This is a genomic window from Cyanobacteria bacterium GSL.Bin1 (assembly GCA_009909085.1).
GTDB lineage: Bacteria > Cyanobacteriota > Cyanobacteriia > Cyanobacteriales > Rubidibacteraceae > Halothece.
Genome location: JAAANX010000044.1, coordinates 13,572 through 36,166, shown reverse-complemented (window position 1 = coordinate 36,166; position 22,595 = coordinate 13,572). Strand labels below are relative to the sequence as shown.

The following is a 22,595-nucleotide window of genomic DNA, read 5'->3' as shown; positions in this document are numbered from 1 at the left end:
GAAAACTTAAAAGGGGGAACGAAACGAACGAATCGTAAAATTGTGCAGTTTCTCTAGCCAAGAGGGAGAGGGAATCTCATCAGTTTCCTGTTCCCATATGGCAACAATTTGTCGTCCTAAGGGGGTGAGACGAAAACTATCGGTAATTCCTTGTCCGTCCACTTCACGCCGTAATAAGCCCACCTGAATCAGCCAAGCCAGTTCATTTTCAGCTTTTAATTCTGAGAGGACGACACTGCTATATTGGTTATCGACGCCAGATTGATGAGCAATTTGGCTCAGGGGAACACTGCGCGATCGCAGCGCTTGAAATAGTTTTAATCGAAACGGCGAACACTGCAGGGCGCGTTGAGCGCGTTGAATGGTTCGTTTCGGATATTCGATGGGTGAAGTTTTACGCGTCGTGGTCATTCTGTACTTGATTTTTGATCGGAGGAAGCGTCTGGCTGTTCTTCAACCGTTGCTGTTTCCATTCTACTGGCTTCAATTCCTGCCGCGATCGCGCTTTTGAGACGATTCAATGTCCCATCCCACCTATGTAAGGTGCTTTCTGAGAAACGAGTGGCTTGCCACTGCACACTACTAGAAACATCTTCTGCCATTTCTGGTAGTGCTTGTGCTGATTTTTTTAAGGTCTGTCTGGTCTCCCGTCCAGAACGAGGAGCAACCAGCAGTCCGACCACTGCGCCGATCGCACTACCAAGAGCGATGCCGCCAATAAAAGCACTAATCCCGCGCTTCGCCATAAGAGTTCAGTGACCAAAGTTCCCTACAGCAAACAGTTTGACATTTTTACCCTGCTCCTGTGCGCGATCGCGCACCAACTTAACAAAACTTAAAACTTCTTTAAGGAAGAGTGGAAAATTAAGAAAAGTTAGATTATGATAGTTTTAGTAAAGAAAAGTAAACTTTTCTGACACATTTGCCCAAAGTTTGCTTAAAGGCAAGCTAGTAATCATAAATAGCAAACCAATATCCATAGAAAATTGGAGTATTAGCAATGACTATTGCAGTAGGACGCGCCCAACAACAAAGAGGAGTCTTCGACCTCGTCGATGACTGGCTCAAGCGCGACAGATTTGTCTTTATTGGCTGGTCGGGTTTACTGCTATTCCCTTGTGCCTACATGGCAATTGGGGGATGGCTCACCGGAACCACCTTCGTGACTTCCTGGTACACCCACGGTTTAGCCAGCTCTTACTTAGAAGGCTGCAACTTCTTAACCGTTGCCGTCTCTACCCCCGCAGACGCTTTTGGACACTCCCTACTCTTCTTGTGGGGACCCGAAGCCAACTGGGACTTTGTCCGCTGGTGTCAAATCGGCGGACTCTGGAGTTTCGTCGCCCTCCACGGTGCTTTCGGACTGATTGGGTTTATGCTCCGTCAGTTTGAAATTGCCCGCTTGGTCGGCGTTCGTCCTTACAACGCGATCGCGTTCTCCGGTCCGATTGCGGTATTTGTCAGCGTCTTCTTAATGTATCCCCTCGGACAATCGAGCTGGTTCTTTGCTCCTAGCTTCGGGGTCGCCGGCATCTTCCGCTTTATTCTCTTCTTCCAAGGATTCCACAACTGGACCTTGAATCCCTTCCACATGATGGGAGTCGCCGGAATTTTAGGCGGTGCGCTGCTGTGTGCAATTCACGGCGCGACCGTAGAAAATACCCTGTTTGATGAAGGGGGCGACAGCAACAACACCTTCCGCGCCTTCGAGCCAACGCAATCGGAAGAAACCTACTCGATGGTAACCGCGAACCGGTTCTGGAGTCAGATTTTTGGGATTGCGTTCTCTAACAAACGTTGGTTACACTTCTTCATGCTGTTTGTCCCCGTCACTGGACTGTGGATGGCATCAGTCGGAGTAGTTGGTTTAGGATTGAACCTGCGGGCTTATGACTTCGTGTCGCAAGAAATCCGTGCCGCAGAAGATCCCGAGTTTGAAACCTTCTATACGAAAAATATCTTATTAAACGAAGGTCTCCGCGCCTGGATGGCACCGGATGACCAACCCCACGAACAGTTTGAATTCCCAGAGGAGGTACTACCCCGTGGTAACGCTCTCTAATACATTTGTCGGTACAGGTCGTGACCAAGAATCTAGCGGTTACGCCTGGTGGTCTGGTAACGCCCGTTTAATCAACCTTTCCGGAAAGTTACTTGGCGCTCATGTTGCCCACGCTGGTCTCATTGTCTTCTGGGCAGGCGCTATGACTTTATTTGAAGTGGGTCACTTTGTCCCTGAAAAGCCCATGTACGAGCAGGGCTTAATCCTTCTCCCTCACCTCGCTACCCTGGGTTGGGGCGTTGGTCCGGGTGGAGAAGTAGTTGATACCTTCCCCTACTTCGTTGTTGGGGTACTCCACTTAATTTCTTCCGCTGTACTGGGTCTCGGTGGGATTTACCACGCAGTACGGGGCCCTGAAACCTTAGAAGAATATTCTTCCTTCTTCGGTTACGACTGGAAAGACAAAAACAAAATGACCACTATCCTAGGGTTCCACCTCGTGGTTCTAGGAATTGGCGCACTACTCTTAGTATTCAAAGCTGTCTTTTTCGGCGGTGTCTACGATACTTGGGCACCCGGTGGTGGCGATGTCCGTGTCATCAATAATCCCACCCTCAACCCTGCCGCCATCTTTGGCTACTTAATCGACTCTCCCTTTGGGGGTAACGGTTGGGTCATTGGTGTGGACAATATGGAAGACATCATTGGCGGACATATCTGGGTTGGCTTAATTTGCATCGCTGGCGGTGTCTGGCATATTCTCACCAAGCCCTTTGGCTGGGTTCGCCGCGCCTTTGTCTGGTCTGGTGAAGCTTACCTTTCCTACAGCCTGGGTGCGCTTTCCTTAATGGGCTTTGTCGCCACAGCAATGGTTTGGTTCAACAACACTGCCTATCCCAGTGAATTCTATGGTCCGACCAACGCTGAAGCGTCTCAAGCACAAGCCTTCTTATTCTTAGCCCGTGACCAACGCTTAGGGGCAAATATTGCCACCTCTCAAGGTCCAACAGGTCTGGGTAAATACTTAATGCGTTCTCCCACTGGTGAGATTATTCTCGGTGGTGAAACGATGCGCTTCTGGGACTTCCGTGGTCCTTGGTTAGAGCCGTTACGGGGACCGAATGGTCTTGATGTGGACAAAATCAGAAATGATATTCAGCCTTGGCAACTTCGTCGTGCTGCTGAATACATGACTCACGCACCAAACGGTTCCATCAACTCTGTGGGTGGTATTATTACCGAACCCAACTCCTTCAACTACGTTAACCTTCGTCAATGGTTAGCTGGTTCTCACTTTGTCTTAGGCTTCTTCTTCTTAATCGGTCACTTATGGCACGCGGGTCGTGCTCGTGCTGCAGCAGCCGGTTTTGAAAGAGGTCTCAACCGCGAAACTGAGCCAGTACTATCCATGCCTGATTTAGACTAGTTTTAGCTCAGTTGGCTCTTTCTAGCTAATTTTTCTATCCCCTTTCTGTAACAGAGAGGGGATTTTTAAGTGTCCCCCCATAATTTAAGCACCGGGTCGAAAATAATCAAGTAGGCGATCACCGGAATCAGCCCGGATCAGCGCAACAATCACTTCTGGTAAGGCCGCTAAACTAGGATAAACCAGGTAACGGGGTTCCCAACGGGGACGGAACTTGTCTTTATAGGTATGTAAGCCTTGGAAATTATAAAAGCGATTGAGGTGTTTGTAGAGATAACGGAGTGCTTGTTGGAGTCGAGGGGATTTTGGCGCTTTTCCGATTCCCGATAAAGCGGATAATCCTAAATTAAATCCATCGTAGCCTTGGGCTTTGCAACGCTGGAAAAGAGAAATAAAGAGGAAATCCATGGTGCCATGTTCTGCATCTTGTCGCCGGCGCATTAAGTCAATGGTGGCATCATTCTTTTGGTATTCCGGCACAAGATTAGCAAAGGCAGTGACCTCTCCTTCCCGATTAATCACTGTGGCAATTTCACATCCTTGTAAATATTCCTTGTCAAACCACCCTACCGAAAACTGTTTCTCTGATCCCTGCATCATCCTTAACCATTCATCGCTAATTCCCTGTAGTTTCTCCAGCAACTCATCAGCAATTGGCGGTTGGTGAAAGGTCACTTTATACCCGGCTTTTGTAAACTTGTTCATTGCCGTTCGTAAATTCTTGCCCGCTTTGCCCTCAAGAGTAAAGGACTTCAGGTCAACAATCGCTTCTTGTCCAATTTGAACGGCTTTGAAACCTAATTCTCGATAGAGTGGCAAGTCATCAGGAAGGGTTTGATAGAAACTGGGATACCAGTCATTGCGTTTACAAAAGCGTTGAAAGCCTTGGATGGTTTGCCGCCGATCCGCGATGGGACCAATAGGATCACCAAGGGCGATCGCGCCTCGTCCCTTGGGAACATAAGCAATGACACTTTCCCCAGACGGACTGAAATAATACTGTTTATCGCTTAAAAGGGTAAAATTTGCCAGCGAAGTATGACCATAGGCTTGGACAATTGCTCTGGCGTGTTCCCGTTCTGCACTCGTCGCAACCGTTTTCATCAACACAGGGCGAAATAGCATCACTAGAGCGGTCATTAGGGTGCCAGCACCAATCACATAAATGGAATAGGCAAAGAACTGTCCAAAGCGCGTTGTTGCTTCTAAACCGGCATTATCCAGAGTGAAAAACATCGCCAAAGTTTGCGCGATCGCGCCCGGCAAATCAAATTGAACAGAATAGTGGCGATCCATGAGGAGAAAGCCAATCGTTCCATAAGCCAGGGTAAACAAGGCTGCCCCAATTAAAACTCTCACCCCTTGGGCGATTGAGGGCCGATCTGAGCGAGCTGTAAACGTGTCTCGCATGAGCAGCAATTGGATGAGTAAAAGACCAGATAATAACCCTTCTTCCCAGTCCAGCCCTTTAATTAAATGACTGGTGATGGAGACCAGTAATAACCCAACCATAAGCAACCAAGCAACTCGCTTCCGTCGCAATAGATTCGTTGCTAGCGCGAGTAACAGAAAGCCAGTCATGGCAGCAAAGATATGGGCCCCGGCACGCACTTCAAAGGGGAAAATTTGTTGCAACCATTCCACTCGTGCCGATAAGCCAGGTGTTGCTGCCGAAAGTAAGTTGATTACACCCACAGTTGCTGTCAGTAAAGCAGCAATCCATAAGCTGATTTGGCTACGGCGTGATCGTTGACTGAAAGTGGATTTGAAGTGTTGACTCATTTCATATCAAAGTATACTTGTTCTTCAGACATCCTAAAGCAAAGGAAGTATTCCATCATGATGGCGAGCTAGATTGAGTCAAACACCTTGATTGGAATCGGAAGTATGAAAGCAATTTTGTGATCATTCAAGACGATTTAAAAATTGCGCGATCGCGCGATTAATTGCATTAGGGGCTTCAGCCATCATTAAGTGACCCATCTGTTGAAAATGAAGATGTTGTCCTTGAGGAAAATGACCGGCTAATTCCCGCCCCATGTCCTCTGTAAACATGGGATCTTGTCCCCCACTCATCACCAGAACCGGCAGATCTTTAAATTTTGCTTTCGTTTGGCGATGGGAAAAGAAATTATAATTCCAAAAAATCTCTAGTGCTTGATAGGGATGTCGTTCTGTGGGGACAGGACTTTCAGCAAAGAACTGATCAATTTTGGCATGGCGAGACGAAGTTGACACCTTTTGGGTTAGCCATTGTAAGGGAGGTAAATGATAAAAGTGGCGTCCTCCCCACTTGAGTAGTTTCATCAGGGGAATTTCCCACCAAGGGGCGAGTTCATGGGTCCCCCCCGCAATTAAAATTAAACCTTGCACGGAATGCTGTCTCGCCCATTCCAGACCAATTGGTACGCCATAGCTATGGCAGCACAAAACTGGCTTTTCAATCTGCAAGCGAGCTAGTAATCGAGTTAAATCTCGACAGTGTCGCCCAATGGAATAACGGGAATAGGGTTGAGATTGGCCATGTCCGGCTAAATCATAGGCCAGGGTTTCCCAGCCTTGACTAACTGCAAACTCATACTGTGATCGCCAATTGTAGCGATTTCCTAATCCGCCGTGAAGGAAGATGAGAGGGGGAGCTTTCCCTAGAGAATGACACACTTGAAATGAGATCCCTCGTCGCCATTGCATCGGTTGACCATCTAACAGATCTGTTGACATAGCGATAACAGCTTCTGAACAAAAATCACTGGTATTATTTCACTTCAATCTTAGAGCTGGATTGAGGGAACTTGAACAATGGTCAAAGTCAGGAAGCAGCCCCCACGCCTTAGCGATCAGATGAAATCTCCTTTCTAGAGATGGAATAAGGCAAAGGCAAAATTTGTTAAATTGTATAACATGGCACAGTCACGTTTGCGAAAACTCATTTCTTACTTGCGTCCCCACCGGAAACGAATGCTGATGGGCATTGGGGCGCTGCTGGTCGTTAATTTATTAAGCGCGGCGATTCCCCTGTTAATTCGCGATAGCGTTGATCAATCTTTTGACAATAATCGCTTCTGGTACTATGTGGTGGCGATTGTCTTGCTTGCTTCAGTCATGTTGGGCATTCGGCTGCTTTCGCGCGTTTTAATTTTTGGGGTGGGTCGTAAGGTCGAATATGACCTCAAACAACGGATTTTTGAGCATTTACTGCGGTTAGAACCCGCTTACTTTGCTTTAAATACCTCCGGAGACTTGATTAATCGCGCAACCAGTGATGTGGATAATGTCCGCCGCCTCGTTGGGTTTGCAGTGTTGAGTTTGGTCAATACCGTATTTGCCTATGGAATTACGCTGCCGTTTATGTTGTCGATTGATGTCAAGCTAACTTTACTCGCGATCGCGCCCTATCCCTTCATTTTAGTGGCTGTACAACTTTTTAGTCGCAATCTCGGTCGGCAACAGCAGGAGGTCCAAGAAAACTTATCTGATCTCAGTCAGTTGATTCAAGAAGACATGAGTGGGATGTCTTTAATTAAGATTTATGCCCAGGAAGAAAACGAACGACAAGCGTTTGCGACGAAAAATGAAACTCTTCTCCGGTCTAATTTAAGGTTGGCACGAACGCGGAATATTTTATTTCCTGTCATTGAGGCATTAGCTGCCCTGAGTTTACTGCTTTTATTGGGCATTGGTTCTCGGGGCTTAATTGGGAATACAATCAGCAATGGTGATTTTGTCGCGTTAATTATTTATGCCCAGCGTCTGGTCTTTCCGATTGCGCTGTTGGGCTTTACGATTACCGCTTATCAACGAGGCGCGGTCAGTGTTGATCGAGTGCAAGCGATTTTTGAATCAGAACCCCAGATTCAAGACACATCAGACTCAATTTCGCTTCCCGTAGAGACGGTAAGGGGACATCTCGAAGCAAAAGACTTAAGATACAGCTATCCGGGATCCCAACAGTGGGCATTGCGAGGAATCAACTTTACGATTGAACCAGGAGAAGTCGTGGCTATTGTGGGTTCAATTGGCGCCGGAAAATCTACGCTTGCCAATATTCTGCCTCGTTTGTTGGCAGTTGAAGAAGGGCAGGTTTTCTTAGATGGCTATGATATTACCAAAATTCGGTTAGCGGATTTGCGTCGCGCGATCGCGTATGTCCCTCAAGATAGCTTTTTATTCAGCACCACGGTTGGCAATAATATTGCTTATGGCGATCCCTATGCCGATTCCTCCTTAATTGAAACATCCGCTAAAGACTCCCAAATTCATCCAGAAATTCTGAATTTCCCGAGGAAGTATGAGACGATTGTTGGCGAACGCGGGATTACCCTTTCCGGTGGACAACGTCAGCGCACCTCGCTGGCGAGGGCATTGCTAGTAGATGCACCGGTATTGATTTTAGATGATGCCCTTTCCAGTGTCGATAATCGCACGGCAACAGAAATTCTCAGTAATTTATCCGCTGGTGTGGAAGGAAAAACAGTGATTTTTATTACCCATCAACTGTCTGCTGCTGCCAAAGCGGATCGCTTACTGGTGATGGATCAAGGGCAAATTGTCCAAAGCGGAACTCATGAAGAATTGTTAGAAACAGAGGGCTTATACCAAGCGCTGTGGAAACAACATCAACTAGAAGAAGTCTTGAAATAATCTGTAGCCTATAGAGAAGAGTAAAAATAATAGATAATACTGATCTGCTCATGGTTATAGAATATGGTATTTTACAAATAGAGTTTTGATCTCTATATCAGGGCTTGAAAAAGATTATGGTTACTTCCACTGATCGAAATAAAGGGAAGCAAAAACCCTTTCGATACGTGTTGCCGACTAATGCAACACTTGACCAACAACGTAAATTCAAAAGAGATATTGCTTTTTTAAAAAGTCCAAAATCCAAGTGGGCAATCTATCCTGATTGGACACAACGGGGAGAAGCTGTGTCTTATATTGTGATACCAAAAGAAGCTGGAACAAATCAAAAAGCAATCTATGCTGGGATTCGAGTTGGTACTGCCCTGAGTCGATTTCATGAAACTATGTGCAAGTAAGCATGAGTAGCGAAGAAGGTAGCAAATCAGAAAACGTAAATCAAGAACAAATTAGTCAAAACGATAATGACATTGATGAAACTGATTTGACTCTTGATACATTTGAGCCAGCAATTTCTGCCTCAGAATCATCACAAAAATCAATTGATGTTAGATTAAATCCTTCAACTCTAGAAACTCTTGCTCAAAATTCACCGCAAGAGTTAATTGAACTTGCTGATCAAGCAGAAGAAAGAATTTATAATTTTTCTCGGGCTAAGGAAGAGCATGATTATAATCTTAATCAAAGTAAGGAAACGACTAACCGATTGATTATCATTGCTGGTGTGCTACTTGTGATAGCAGGATTTATTTATTCTGGTTTTACTGGAGACAGGGAATTGCCGGAAAAATTAGTCAACATTGCATTAGGTGCTTTAGGTGGTATTGGTGGTTACAAGCTATTTGCAAAGAAAGAATAGCTAATATTTTCAAATCAAGGGAAGTCTTGAAGTAATGCACCAGCGAAAATTGAGTCTTCATCAAAAGTCGTTTCCCTTGCTTCTGCTGTTGATTTGGCTAAGCGGTTTTCTCATTGATCGCTTTTGGTTTTGCCTGGATCAGGGGGTTCCCGCTTGGGATCAAGCCGATTATTTAAATGGGGTGATGAACTATTGGTATGCCTTGCAAACGCCCCAATGGTTCGATTCCAATTGGTGGGAACAGCTGTGGCTTCTCTCTTCTAAAATTCCCCCTGGAACTTATATTGTAACGGTGCCTTTTCTTGAAATTTTTGGCACGAATGCGGATGCAGCAACATTAATTCTAAGTCTTTTTAGTGCTCTTTTACTGGTTTCCGTTTATGGCTTAGGCACACAATTATTCAATCCCAAAGTGGGCTTACTGGCTGCTGCATTTTGTCAAGTTTTGCCTGGTTTATACCGCTATCGCACCGAATTTGTTCTTGATTATCCGGTAACGGCAATAGTAAGCTTTGGCTTTTTGAGTTTAACCCTATGGAAACAAGCAGCCTGTGATGTCAGAAGACCTCGTTTTCAGAGTTGGTTATGGGCTATTTTAGTAGGGTTTGCCCTGGGCATCGGGTTAATGATTAAGCAAACAGTTGTGTTGTTTCTCTTCTTCCCAATTGTCTGGTTATTACTGGTAACATTGCGGCAGAGAAAATGGCAAAATTTAAGTCAATTTTTCCTTGGGTTTTTGACTGCTTTCTTGATTTTTTTTCCTTGGTATCGAACCAATTGGTTACTGATTTTAACCTCTGGTAAACGAGCAACCGTTGACTCAGCGATCGCGGAAGGCGATCCGGCATTAAATACTCTTGATGCTTGGGTTTATTATGGCAAAGTTTTACCTTATTTATTATCTTGGCCACTCTTGATTATTCCGCTGGTTTGTTTTTTAATCTATGGAATATCATGGTTGATCCGACAAAATCGTTGGCAAGAAAAGCAAATCCAAACAATTCGTTGGTTAGGGATTTTTTTGATTGGGGGTTACGTGCTGAGTTCTCTGAATTTGAATAAAGATGCTCGTTATATCTTACCGCTCTTACCTGTTGTATCCTTAATCATTGCCCAAGGACTTTTTTTAGTGGATCGCAAATGGCGTTCTTCTCTGATGATGGGCAGTTTGGGATTAGGATTAATCCTAATGATTTTAAACTTATTTCCTTTGGGTGGACAATGGATAACTCAATACCTGAGTCCAAGAGTGCAGCATTATCCTGAGGTAGGAAAAAATTATCCGCATCAAGAAGTAATTGCAGAAATTGTTGAAACTAATCTTTATTTAAGAAGTACATTAGGGGTGTTACCTTCAACCCCAAGTATTAATCAACATAACTTTTCCTTTTATGGCGCACAAGCCAATTTTCAGGTGTATGGTCGGCAAGTGGGAGTGGAGGAAAGTAACATTGAACAAGATGCGCGATCGCTGCCTTGGTTTCTTACAAAAACCGGAGAACAAGGATCAATTCCGTCAGCACAAAAATTAATTACTGAACGCATCGAAACCGGTGAAGATTTTCGCTTAAAAGAAACGTGGCAATTACCCGATGAAAGCGTTCTCAAACTGTATCAACAGAACAAGCAAACGGTTGCTGTTACGCCAATTCAAAATATTTCTTCCAAGGTGCAATTAACCGCGGTCGAGGTTCCCGAGACTATTCCCTCGGGGGGTCCCATTCCAGTCAATTATACCTGGGAAGGGCGTTGGGAAGAACTACAACCTGGCATTGTCCTCTTAACCTGGGAAGGAGAGGGGAATCTTTGGTTGCATGATCATGGTATTGCCATGGGACGTTTAGCGAGAAATTTAGAAGAAAAAGGGGGATTTCAAGTCAGAGAAAATACAGCGATGTTAATTCCGCCTGAAACGAAGCCAGGCAACTATACCCTCCGCGCGAGATATTTAAACCGAGAAACAGGAAAAACTTACCCGCTAGAGACACCCGCCATCTCAGTCACGGTTGATGCTAATGCCACTGCGCCATCGGCACCAGAATTAGACTTAGTCACTCAACTGCGCAAAGCAGCTATCACTCTTCCTCTCGGAGAAACCGCCTTAGAAGAGATTTTTGCCCAAACCGGACGGATTAATCAATATGATCCCATTCAAGACTATTTAGCACAAACGGAAATTGCACTGAAATACCGCCTGCAACAGAAGGGACAACGGTTAGACTGGCTTTATCCTCTAGCCCTTGCCGAAGTGCTGCAACGAGATGCAGAGGGCGCGATCGCGCAGTTTCAACAAATTACGCAACTTGACTCGCAAAACCCTTATGCTTACGCCTATCTTGCCTTTGTCTATCTGTATAGCTGGCAACCGAACGCTGCGGAAACAGCCCTTGCCACTGCTTTAAAGCTTAATCCCAATCTTGACATTCTGCACACGCTCGATGGGGTTGCTGCCCTCATGCAAGGCAATCTGATCAAAGCCTATCAGAAGTTGACTTAATATCAAATTGGTCAATTTTCACGATAATATTGATCGGGGGTGAGGGGGAGACAAGGGGACAGGGTAAACAAACAACAAATCATCAATCATCAAATCAATGTCCGATCTCTATGTTTCTTGGTCAGAATATTATCAAACCATTGAACAACTGGCGATTCAGATTGACCAGTCAGGTTGGCAGTTTAACCAAATTGTTTGTATTGCCAAGGGGGGGTTGCGGGTTGGCGATATCTTTTCCCGACTCTTTAACCAACCCCTAGCGATTATGTCTACTTCGTCTTATGGTGGGGAAAAAAATCAAATCCGAGGAGAAATTAAACTCTCGCAACATCTGGCAATGACCACACCGCAGTTGGGTAATCAAGTATTAGTGGTGGATGATTTAGTGGATTCAGGAGTGAGTCTGAAAGTGACGATGGATTGGCTAAAACAACATTATGCAGCAGAGATTGAGGAACTACGGAGTGCTGTTTTGTGGCGCAAAGATTGTTCCGTGATTATTCCTGACTACTATGTTCACTATCTCCCCGACAACCCTTGGATTCATCAGCCATTTGAACGTTACGAACAAATGAGCGTTCAGGATTTACTCACCCGATCATCTACCGATTATAAATAGCGCTGTACCCAATCTGAATTAAAAATTGCCTGATAGATGCGATTTTTCACCTTGAGATGGCCTTCTTCTTTTTCCACTAACCCTGAGATTAATAAGACTTGTTCTTCGGGCATATCCGTCCTGGGAACCCTTCCTGCCTCTAAAATTTGTTGATACAACCTGAGGAGTTGCGAGGTCGGAACTGAGGAATGGAAAACGCGATCGCGCACTGTTCGGAGATGTTCTGGTTCATCCTGCGTCTCCCAATTCTGAATTATCTTTGTCTCCACTAAATTTTTCACCCACTCTGCTTCCTCCTGCGGGGGAATCGCCTCCGAACTCTGACGAATCAAGCGACAAATTTTCTGGGTCAAAAAAGGTTGTCCGTTCGTCCAAGACAATACCTCTCGCAACAGCGTTTGTGGGTGATCGACTTTTTGGCTTAACCCCTGTAACAACGGCTGCGCTTCATGTTGTTTGAACCCTTTCAGAGAAATTTCTTGACCAATATTAAACGGGGTTCTTTGGTAGTCGGTAATTAAATCGGAAGGGGTGGCGACCCCTAATAAGACAAACGTTAAGCGTTGATACTCTGGTTTGAAACTGCGCTGATTGTAGCAGGCGCGAATCAGGGCAAAAAAGTCATTGACTGAAAAGTCTAGACTCAGCACACAATCAATTTCATCAATAAAGATGACAATATTTTTCTCTGAGTTGTCGTTTTTCACCCCCACATGAGGTAAAATCACCTCCTCCAGAAACTCGCTAAACCGTTGCACGGGTGAGAGATCGGTTTGTTCATTCCACCAGCTTTTCAAATTCACCGTCCGCAGCAGCCCAAAATTCTTCCATAACTCCACGGCTAACCCTTTGTACCACTGGCTAGGTGTCACCTCATCACTGCCAATGCGAGTTAAATCGATAGACGCACAACAAAATCCTTCTTTGCGCAGATGGTGCATCATCTGAATCATTAAGCTGGATTTTCCCATCTGTCGAGGATTGAGCACATAACAGAACTCTCCTTGTTTTAAGGCTTGATAGAGATAGCGATCGGCCGAACGCACCACATAAGTCGGTGCATCCATCGGTAAACTCCCCCCCACTTGATACTGGTACTCAGAAAAGTCGGCTTCACTTTTCAGGAGACGGTTTTCAAACCGGAGTTCAGCTTGTGTTGCTTTAAGGAGGTCGAGGGCTTCACTGAGGCTTTGTGTCCGTGATTGAACTTTTTGTTCCAAATTACGATTGGAGTGCGCTAACGCCTCTTGAGCTTGCTTTAAATCCATGTTGAGGGTTTCCATTTCTTGGTAAAGGAGGGCATTCTTGAGAGAAATGGCGGCTTGCGCTGAGAGAATTTGAATGACCTCTAACCGGTTAGGGGTAAAGGCTTCGGTGGTTAAATTATTTTCCAGGTAAATGAGACCGAGGAGTTCTCCTTGATTGAGGAGGGGGGTACATAAGATGGAACGACACTGATGTTGTTGCAGGTAGGGATCTTGGTTAAATAGGTCTTCAGTCGTGGCGTCATCGAGGATAACAGAGTCTTGAGTTCTAGCGACATAGTTAATAATTGAGAGAGGTAGCTGTTTACTATTAATCACCGCGATCGATTGAGAAACAGTAATTTCTGTTCGATGACATTGCGCTTCGATCAAGAGTTGACCTTCTTTCTCTAAAATCAAATATCCCCATTGGGCCCCTGCATTCTCGACAACAATTTGAATTAACTTACCTAACAATTGCTCTAAAATAATTTCTGCAGCAAGGGTTTGTGACGATTTGATAATGCTCATTAAATCAAGATCTTGGGGATTGCTACTCGTACTCGAATCAAGAGCAGTAAATTGTTTAATTTTGGGTAAAGGTAGAATTTCAGCTAAACGGAATTGAGGATATTCCGATTCTAAGTGTTTCACTTTTGCTGCTGCGCCCCAACGCCGATAAGCATAGTATGCTTCCGCAAGATAAGTTTGAGCAATAATTTCTCGACCGAAGGCGAGATAAAATTCTCCTGCCAATTCGTTTGCCAAAGCAACGTGTTGAATATAACCATTCTCCTTTGCGCCAGCAATCGCATGATCATAAAGTTCCATTGCCTTTAAAGTATCTCCCAAAACTCTGGCTTTTTCTGCCTCAACGAGGTCATAGCGATATTGAAAATTCATCGGTGCATGATACGCCCAAATCTTCATAAGTTCTTGGTTTTTATTCACTTCTTGCAAGTCTTCATGAACTTCCATGCTGCTATCTCTATGTTGACCCAGAAGAGCGAGAGAATAACAAAAATTATGTTCAGTAAAGATAACTTCCGCTTTAATAAAGCCAGCATACATTACAGCTTGGCGACAATTTTCAATTGCCTGAGAGTAGCGTTTAAATAAGTAGCAGAGGAGTGCTTTTAAGTAATAGATATTGAAAAGAACAATTCGATTTTTATGATTCAATAAATAAGGAATTGTTTCTGTTTCGTTAAGGAAAGAACCATTTAAATATACTTTGAATTGAGAATTGTCTAATAAATTTGCAACCGCTTGACTCGCAGTTTTGATCAAGGCAAGCTGGTGTTCTTGTTCATATTTAGCGATAAATTCAATATACTGTTTTTGTTTTTCATGAACTTCTCGTAAAGGATATCCGGCTAAAAATAAGTGCGTACAATAAAAATTAGCATTATGACAAGCATATTCTAAATCTCCTACCTCTAAAGCTTCTGATATTGCATTAAACAGAGGATTCAGGGTTTCTTTAATATGTCTTTTTTTGCAAAATGTATTAACGTAAACAGAAATTTTGATTGGTGCTAATATTGTTTTCCCATCGAACTCCTCTAAGAGCTTTAAACTTAACTGACATAATTGATAAGCAGAGTCAATATCTAAGTTGAGCCATCCGATGAGAGTTCCATAACTCACATAGCCAAAAATTCCTGGTAAAGAATTACCATATTGTATAGAAAGATCAAGCATTGTATAAATAATGGGCAATGCTAAATCACTTTCACTATAACAAGCAGGCGGCATAATTAAATTGAGAATTTCCATGGCACATAAAGCACATGGATTAGTCATTTCACCCAATGCCAATAACTGATCAATTTCTAATTGAGGAAGAGACTCGATCAGAGAAATTTCCAAAATTTCTAAGGCATCAAGACCTGTATTGATAGCATTATTGATATTCCCTTGTGCAAGATTAACCTGGATTTCAATCTTTAAAAAATTGATATAATCTATCTTTTTTTTACATCTTTTTTTGCTTTGTTCACATAATTGAAAGACTTCAGTGAAATTAGTGTTAAGATACTCTATTCCTGCTCGTTCTAAATAAATTTGATAAGTTAAGTCATATTGAGTGCTCCAACTATCTTGGGGTAAGAATTTTTGACTAATTTTTAAATAATTAGCAGCTAAGCGATGAGCAGTTGCTATTTTAGCTTTTTTTCCTGCTCTTAAATTAAGTTTGACGAGTTGATTTTTTTGAGAGCGTGAAGTGATTAAGTCTTGAGCTAAATTTAACTGATTGGCTAAAATGAAAATATTTTTTTCTGTCTGTTTGCACTTCAGTTCTGTTTGGAGAAACTCACCAATTTTAAAATGAATTGCTGTTTTTTTAGCTTGTGGAATTAAAGCATAAGCCGCTTGCTGAACCCGATCATGAAGGAATTTATACTCCAAAACTTCAGCGTTAATATCTGAGTGTAATAAAATTAAACCTGCTTCTAAGGCTGGCCATAATTGTTGGTTAGTCAGAGGGGAAGATTGTTGATTAATGACTGCTAAAAGTTGTAAGGAAAAATAATTGCCAATACAAGCAGCGAGTTGGAGCAGTTGTTGAGTCTTTACAGGTAATCGCTGGATATTTTCAATTAAGAGGTCAACCAGATTACCATCAGTCAGACCGATACTATGAATATCATCTAAATTCCAAAACCAATTGTCATTCTGTACATCATAATTAATGATTTTTGTCTCATCTAATGCTTTCAAGAGTTGATTAATAAAAAAGGGATTACCTTGAGTTTTTTGATGAATAATATCACTCAGTTCTTGAATCGCTTCTAAGCTAGCCTTTTGTTTTAAGGTATCTTGAATAAACTCAGTAACATTCTCAATTGTTAATGGCTGAATCGTAATCTCATCACTTAGTATGGCTAGCCTATTGATTTGATCCCGAATCTTGCTTAGGGGATGGGTATCATCAACTTCATTATGACGATACGCTCCAATTAAAAAGAAATATTGGTTTGTTTGTTCATGGAGTAAATTCTGAATTAATTCTAGAGAAGCTAAATCTGCCCACTGTAAATCATCAAGAAACATCACTAAAGGATGATCAGCTTGACAAAAAACTTGTAGAAATTGGTTAAATACTTGATCAAACCGATTTTTGGCAGCTTTTCCTGAAAGGGAGGGCACTGTTGCTTGCTTACCAATGAGTAATTCTAATTCCGGAATCAGCTCAACAAGAATTTGACCGTTCTTGCCGAGAGCACTTTGTATTTTGAGCTGCCACTCCTGTAATTGGGGTGGGGATTCGGTGAGTAACTGTCGTGTTAAATCTCGTAAAGCATCACCAATTGCAGCATAAGGAATATTGCGTTGCAAGTGGTCAAATTTACCACTAATAAAATAGCCTCGCGCTTTAACTAGCGGCTTATACAGTTCTTTAACAAGCGAGGTTTTACCAATTCCCGGATAACCAGAAATCAAAACAAAAGCGGTGTTTCCTTGACAAACTTGTTGAAAGCGATTGCATAAGGTTTGAACCTCGAGATCGCGACCGTAAATGTGTTGTGGCAAAATCAAGTAAGGGGCGCGATCGCGCTGCGCTAAGGGAAACGGCTCAATGGTCTGTTTCTGGTGATATTGTTGGGCACAATAGTCTAAATCAAACTTTAAACCCGCTGCTGTTTGATATCCATCTTCTGCTCTTTTTTCGAGCAGTTTTAAAGTCAGATTGGAAACGCTGACAGGAACGGTTGAACAAAGCTTGTGAGGGGGAATGGGAGGCTCAGCAAGATGGCTATGAATTAAAGCCAGAGGTTCGGTACTGGTAAAGGGGAGTTGTCCGGTGAGCATTTCATAAAAGGTGACTCCCAAAGAATACAAGTCACTCCGATGGTCAAGATACCGATTCATCCTTCCTGTCTGTTCCGGAGACATATAAGCAAATGTTCCTTCAATCACATTCGGGTTTTGCAGCGTTGGATATTCAAATGGCAGGCGAATCGCAATGTTAAAGTCAGTCAGTTTAACGTCCTGCGTTTCCGGATGAATGATAATGTTACTGGGTTTAATATCTTTGTGAATAATCGGAATGGCGTGCAGGTGGCTTAAGGTTTCAGCTAAACTTGCCCCAATGGTAAAAAAGTCTTCCAGGGAAAGGGTCTGCTGAGAAAGGTACTCCGAGAGCGATTGACCGCCAAAGTCTTCCAAAATGAGAGCAAAGCTGTTGCCATCGGCTTCGAGGCGATAGGCTTTAACAATACCCGGACAATCTAGACTGCTACTAATTTCATATTCGTTCTGGAGGCGCTTGATATCAATTATGTCGGGGGTTTCTGACTTCAGGCGTTTGATAATTACAGCTTGACCGTCGCTATTTCTAATCGCCCGCTTAATAATCGTTTTTGAGCGCTCTGTAATCGTTTCGGTAATGGTATAACCTGAGATCATGGTTGACTCTGAAGTTTTGACTAAGGAAAATGGGGATAAACATGTTGGTCAAACAACTCCTTAATTTGAGGATTAGAGCGTTGACTCAGCAGGGAGTTATAATCTGCAACAGCAGGAATCTTATAGTTTGCCTCTCGCGGTCCAATGGTTGGTAACCAAGTCGTATGTAAAGTAAAACCAAAGTTTAGGTCAGGATGAGATAACTGACAAATGGGTCCCTGACGGAGATTTCGTGCATCAAAGAGCCAGAATTCATTGCGATTTTCAAAAAAAGCCGTACACATTAAATAACCATCCGTCAAATTGCCCTCTGCACCTTGACGAGGAATAAATTGTGGGGAATTAAGAATGGTTCCAACCGGTGCTTGATACACATCAGCAATTTTCATGACTGTCGTGTCAACATGTAATAAACAAGAGGGGATTCTCTCCTTGGCGAGATCAAGCAAATCAGCAAGGGGAATTGCTCGGTATTTATAATCTTCGTAGAGTTGGACCGTATATTTCGTCATTAGTTCTGGCCAAAGTCCCAAAGAAGACCAGTAAATATGATCTAAACGCGATGGGGGCAAACCAGATGGGAGACGGTCTAAATAAGCATATAACCCCGTGCCCCAAGTGTAGGGGGTTTCGTAAATGATCTGCGATTGCAATAACTCCGCTGGTTCGGCGTCAATGACATAACGACCGAAACGACTAATATCCATGGGATTCGTTTCCATTCCTTGCACTTGTTCCGGTAGAAAAGGATGTGTCCCATAAGCTGATCGATCAAATTTGTGAATCCACTCTGCAACATCCCAAGCACAAATATGGGAGAAATGAAGTGTAATGTGTCCATTGGGGTTGTCATAATCCATTAAGAAATGAGCAGCTTCCATCGGAATCGTCAGTTGTTGAGCGGTCACTTTCACTTCCGTTCCCCCGAGCGCTGGCAACTGACTTTGTTCTAAATCGCGACGGCGAATAATGTAAATCACGGAATCGGGGTTGGCTGCTCTGCCTGAGATCTCTCTCAGCATTGCCTCCAAATTTTTATGGTTAGGCAAAGGATTATTGAGGACTTGCTCGATGCCCGTGACAAAAGCGGTATCCATCAAAACAATATAGTCTTGACTCATGCCAATTTGATGGATGGTTTGTTTAATTTTAATGGGTGAACCATCGGGTAAAACCACTTTCCAGCGTTCTAAATTCCCTTGTCCATCCCAACGCAGTAAGTAAACGAAATTATCTAACTCGATTCCTGAAATGTCTTCTATGATTTGAGAAATTTCATCTGTAACTTGTCGAAAGAGATGAGAAAACCGATGCAATAGATCTCGGGTTAACTCGCCATTGACAAATCCTGCGATGGCATCAATCCACTCTTCTAATTCTTGGGGGAGTTCTTGAACTTCATTGATTAAAGGAATAGTGTATAGGAAGTTGCGAACCGAGCGACCATAGTTCACCGTAAACATTTTCCCCGTATGAGCATCAAAAACCGGATGAGCCGTACTGAGAAAAGGTTGAAACGGATAGTGAATCCCCTCAATTTCGGGTTCCCACTCGGCATTAGCCCCCACCGGAGTAACCGTTTCTAGGGTGTTGGGATCAATTTCATAAGGGCGACCGGCATCATAGGTGACCAGCAGACGCTGTGGGGCATCAGGAGAAAAAGGCATTGGTAAAAACGCTGTATTCAGTTGATTCCTGAGCCCTAAAGTCTTAGAAAAGCGCGTAATTCCCCGATTATGAAAGCCAAACTTAGCGTACTCACTGCCGGGTCGCGTGGCTAAATCCGCGTAATAATCCGGTGGTGTGACTAGCTTCGTTGTCACCTGAACTTGACCGGGTGGATTAAAATCGAGACGGTAAATCATGCCGTCTCCATTGAGAAGAGAGTTGCCGCTAGGATAAGGCAGTCCACCTGAATTCACTGATCCCACTGGGGCTACCATAAAAAAATGACCCTGCAGGTCTTTGGGAAGGTTACCTTCAATCTGCAGGGTTAAATCACTGAACTCACAACGACTCGCACTCAGAATCGAGGACGGAAGGAGAACAGAGTAATGGGGATGGGCAGTAGATTCACAATTGGACTGATACATTATTCTTTTTGATCATAATGTTGGAACTGTTGCTGAAAATATTGCTGATAAAGAGGAATTCTAGGAAAAGCGCGATCGCCGTTTAAGTTAATTAACCCCATACTGTAAAGTTTGTACGCGAGAGTTGGCTCGATAGAAACCGGTTCTTGAGCACTCATAATGCTCAAACAAGCCTGAGCTAACTCTGGCTGTTCTTGCAAACTGACTTGGTGACGACGTAAGTGAGCGGCATAGATCCCACTTAACGTGGGCACATCTTTAATCAGTTGATTGAGGGTGATCTCTTTGTGACTGAGATAATAGAGGGTCAGATGAACAAGAGCCGGATGTCCATCAATCACTGACATTAATTGGTTGACTTCAGATTTTCCCCAAGTCAAACTGTAGCGTTTGGCTAATTCCTGTACCTCCTCACTACTAAAGTTTGGTAATTCGAGGGGTAAACCAACATTACTAAAAGGAGACTGGTTTAATTGCAACGGTACATAAATTTCAGTGGAGTGAATCACCACCAGACGCAGTTTGCGCCAAATTGAAACCTCTTTTGTTTCTTCATACCAGGAGCGCAGAAGGGGTAAAAAACTTTTGGCAATTTTGGGATACTCAAAGATTTGATTGACTTCGTCAAAGGCGAGGATCAGTGGCTGATCCAGTTGTTCTAAAATGGAATGCAAATAGAGTGTACAACTGACACTGCTACCAATGTCTTCGTCCCAGTATTCATCCAATTTTGCTTCTAGGTTGAGCTGATAGGTCAGATTAGCACAGACCCAACGCAGAAACCGATTGACATTGGTCAATATTTCTTGATCGGCTTGCTGAAGGTCAAGGTTAACCGTGTAATATCCTAAGCTTGTTCCATATTCTAAAATTCTTAATAACAGGGAAGTTTTGCCCATTTCTTGAGGGGCTTTAATCCGTAGCAAAGCTCCCGGTTGCTCAATTCCTCGATAGATTTTTTCTTCGATAGACCGACGTTGAATATAAAATTGAGAGCCGAGCGGAATGGCTCCACTGGGATAAGAAAATGATTGTGAAGTGGGAGAAAGCCAGAATGGTGATGAAGAAGAGGTAGGCTGTGTTTGGGCTTGAGAATGATTGGCCCAATATAACTCAAGCAAAACACGACTATTTTTTTTTGTGACACGCTTGCCCAGGAGGGTACTTAATCGTCGCCACAACTTAGGGGCGACGACATTACTAAAGTAAACTGTACTGTAGGCACATTCTTCTGCAATTTGATTATAAGTTTGATCTTGCAAAATTCCTTGCAAAATTAAAATTTCTGTGGCGCTAAGACAGTCCTGGTGATTGTCTACAAGGTGATGGTTTAACTTTTCGATGAGGGCATTGAATGCTTGAGAACCGACAAGAGACATTATTTACTGGTCTGAGTTATTTCAGTATTTTTTGGAGCCCACTACTACGTTGGCACCTTCAAGACGGTGGGCTTAATGATAATCATCAACAACATTTTTAGTGATTTTCATCTCTTGAAGAGACTATTATTGAATAGGGAGCTCAAGACGGTTTGAATCTAGATCAAAACCAATAACGTATCTTTATGTATGCAAAGACAACAATTTATTGTTTAGAAAATCACTATTAAAAATCGATTTAGTAAGAGAAAAATTGACTGACCATAGCCAAAAATAAAGAGAGACGTGAAATTTACCAGGTATTTTTACTATATCATTAATTATTGTGAGCTAATTCCATTAGAAATGCTTCTACAGCTTCAGCCGTCGGTTGAGCAGAAATGGCACCGGGTTGGGTGGTCGTTAACCCGCCCACAGCACAGGCGTAGGTGATCACTTCCTTAACTGCGACGGTGCTATTGAGATGATTTAAGCCATGTTGACACAGTTGATGGACTAAGCCGGCAACAAAACTATCCCCCGCACCGGTTGTATCTTGAACTGAGACTTGAAAAGCTGGAATTTTCCCTTCAAAATCGTTGAAGTAATAGCTAATCATGCCTTCGCCGTCTGTAATAAAGACGCCTTCAACCGAAGAAAGCTGGTGCGCGATCGCGCCCGACTCACTCGTACTAAAAAGCCATTCGGCTTCTTCTCGGGATAATTTAACAAAGTCTACCGTTTTCCATAATTGGGTAATGAGGGGGATCGCGGCATCGGGATTCGGCCAAAACATTGGTCGCCAATTGACATCGAGCAGCACTTTCAAGTTATAAGTATTCGCTAGATCGAGGGCGCGAAAGATAGCTTTGCGAGTCATGGGATAAGCCAGTTCTAAGGTACCAATGACTAAAAACTGGGCTTTTTCAAATAAGGCAACCGGTAGTTGATCGGCATCGAGGAAGGCATCCGCAAACTGATCAGTGGGCTGATCGCCAAAGCCAGCAAAAGCGCGATCGCCATCTAGCGAGCGGGTTACATAAACTTGTCGCGTGGGAGCCGTGGGATGTTCTTGAATCCCTTGACAGTTGACCCCAATGTCTAACAAAAGTTGTTTTAGAGATTGCCCGGCTTCGTCTTTGCCAATGCAACCAATAAAGCCGGCTGATGTTCCCAGTTTGACAAGCGCCGTTGCCACATTGGCTGGTGCTCCTCCTGGATAAGCAATCCAATTATTGACGTTCTCGACTGATTTCCCCGCTTCCTGGGCTAAATAATCATATAAAATTTCCCCTAAGCAAAGCACTTGTGTCATGGCACCGTTTCCTTTACGCTTTTTCCATATTTTAAACCCACATTCCGCACCCCCTCTTCAAAATATCGGTTTTTACTGAAAATTTCCCCCAAAACTACGTTTCTTTTGCTACAAAACAGTAAAAAATT

15 protein-coding genes are annotated in these 22,595 nt (G+C 43.4%); 7 read left to right on the top strand and 8 right to left on the bottom strand.

From position 1 onward, the window contains the following. Window positions 1–6: 6 nt before the first annotated feature. Window positions 7–411, bottom strand: coding sequence for a hypothetical protein (locus tag GVY04_04350; protein NBD15385.1), 405 nt, complete (start codon window positions 409–411; stop codon window positions 7–9). Further along, window positions 408–746 (bottom strand): YtxH domain-containing protein, encoded by a 339-nt coding sequence (locus GVY04_04345; protein ID NBD15384.1) that lies wholly within the window; start codon window positions 744–746, stop codon window positions 408–410. The genes GVY04_04350 and GVY04_04345 overlap by 4 nt, the downstream gene beginning before the upstream one ends. A gap of 254 nt (window positions 747–1,000) precedes the next feature. On the opposite strand from GVY04_04345, the gene psbD reads away from it, so the two are divergent. Further along, window positions 1,001–2,062, top strand: coding sequence for a photosystem II D2 protein (photosystem q(a) protein) (psbD, locus tag GVY04_04340; protein ID NBD15383.1), 1,062 nt, complete (start codon window positions 1,001–1,003; stop codon window positions 2,060–2,062). Then, window positions 2,046–3,428 (top strand): photosystem II 44 kDa subunit reaction center protein, encoded by a 1,383-nt coding sequence (gene psbC / locus GVY04_04335; protein ID NBD15382.1) that lies wholly within the window; start codon window positions 2,046–2,048, stop codon window positions 3,426–3,428. Before psbD ends, psbC begins: the two co-directional genes overlap by 17 nt. Window positions 3,429–3,512: 84 nt before the next feature. Here the strand turns inward: psbC and GVY04_04330 are convergent, their stop codons facing one another. Then, on the bottom strand, window positions 3,513–5,210 hold the full coding sequence (locus GVY04_04330; protein ID NBD15381.1) for a DUF2156 domain-containing protein: 1,698 nt from the start codon (window positions 5,208–5,210) through the stop codon (window positions 3,513–3,515). Window positions 5,211–5,333: 123 nt separating this feature from the next. Next, window positions 5,334–6,149 (bottom strand): alpha/beta fold hydrolase, encoded by an 816-nt coding sequence (locus GVY04_04325; protein NBD15380.1) that lies wholly within the window; start codon window positions 6,147–6,149, stop codon window positions 5,334–5,336. 180 nt (window positions 6,150–6,329) lie between these two features. On the opposite strand from GVY04_04325, the gene GVY04_04320 reads away from it, so the two are divergent. The 5 genes from GVY04_04320 to GVY04_04300 all read left to right on the top strand — a co-directional run bounded on the left by GVY04_04320 (window position 6,330) and on the right by GVY04_04300 (window position 12,044). Then, complete coding sequence (locus GVY04_04320) at window positions 6,330–8,069, top strand: ATP-binding cassette domain-containing protein (protein NBD15379.1); 1,740 nt, start codon at window positions 6,330–6,332, stop codon at window positions 8,067–8,069. 116 nt (window positions 8,070–8,185) lie between these two features. Further along, window positions 8,186–8,467, top strand: a complete 282-nt coding sequence (locus GVY04_04315; protein ID NBD15378.1) for a hypothetical protein — start codon at window positions 8,186–8,188, stop codon at window positions 8,465–8,467. A gap of 2 nt (window positions 8,468–8,469) precedes the next feature. Next, window positions 8,470–8,928 (top strand): hypothetical protein, encoded by a 459-nt coding sequence (locus GVY04_04310; protein NBD15377.1) that lies wholly within the window; start codon window positions 8,470–8,472, stop codon window positions 8,926–8,928. 34 nt (window positions 8,929–8,962) lie between these two features. Next, window positions 8,963–11,425, top strand: a complete 2,463-nt coding sequence (locus tag GVY04_04305) for a phospholipid carrier-dependent glycosyltransferase (protein ID NBD15376.1) — start codon at window positions 8,963–8,965, stop codon at window positions 11,423–11,425. A gap of 97 nt (window positions 11,426–11,522) precedes the next feature. Further along, window positions 11,523–12,044, top strand: a complete 522-nt coding sequence (locus tag GVY04_04300) for a phosphoribosyltransferase (GenBank protein NBD15375.1) — start codon at window positions 11,523–11,525, stop codon at window positions 12,042–12,044. Here the strand turns inward: GVY04_04300 and GVY04_04295 are convergent. From GVY04_04295 to GVY04_04280, 4 genes are all read right to left on the bottom strand, one after another. Then, window positions 12,035–17,701, bottom strand: coding sequence for an AAA family ATPase (locus tag GVY04_04295; protein NBD15374.1), 5,667 nt, complete (start codon window positions 17,699–17,701; stop codon window positions 12,035–12,037). The genes GVY04_04300 and GVY04_04295 overlap by 10 nt on opposite strands. A 20-nt stretch (window positions 17,702–17,721) precedes the next feature. After that, on the bottom strand, window positions 17,722–19,794 hold the full coding sequence (locus GVY04_04290; GenBank protein ID NBD15373.1) for a lignostilbene-alpha,beta-dioxygenase: 2,073 nt from the start codon (window positions 19,792–19,794) through the stop codon (window positions 17,722–17,724). Next, the gene (locus GVY04_04285; protein NBD15372.1) at window positions 19,794–21,173 is read right to left on the bottom strand and encodes a serine/threonine protein kinase; all 1,380 of its coding nucleotides are present in this window, start codon (window positions 21,171–21,173) and stop codon (window positions 19,794–19,796) included. The genes GVY04_04290 and GVY04_04285 overlap by 1 nt, the downstream gene beginning before the upstream one ends. 316 nt (window positions 21,174–21,489) lie before the next feature. Beyond that, window positions 21,490–22,467, bottom strand: a complete 978-nt coding sequence (locus GVY04_04280; GenBank protein ID NBD15371.1) for a carbohydrate kinase — start codon at window positions 22,465–22,467, stop codon at window positions 21,490–21,492. Window positions 22,468–22,595: the final 128 nt, after the last annotated feature.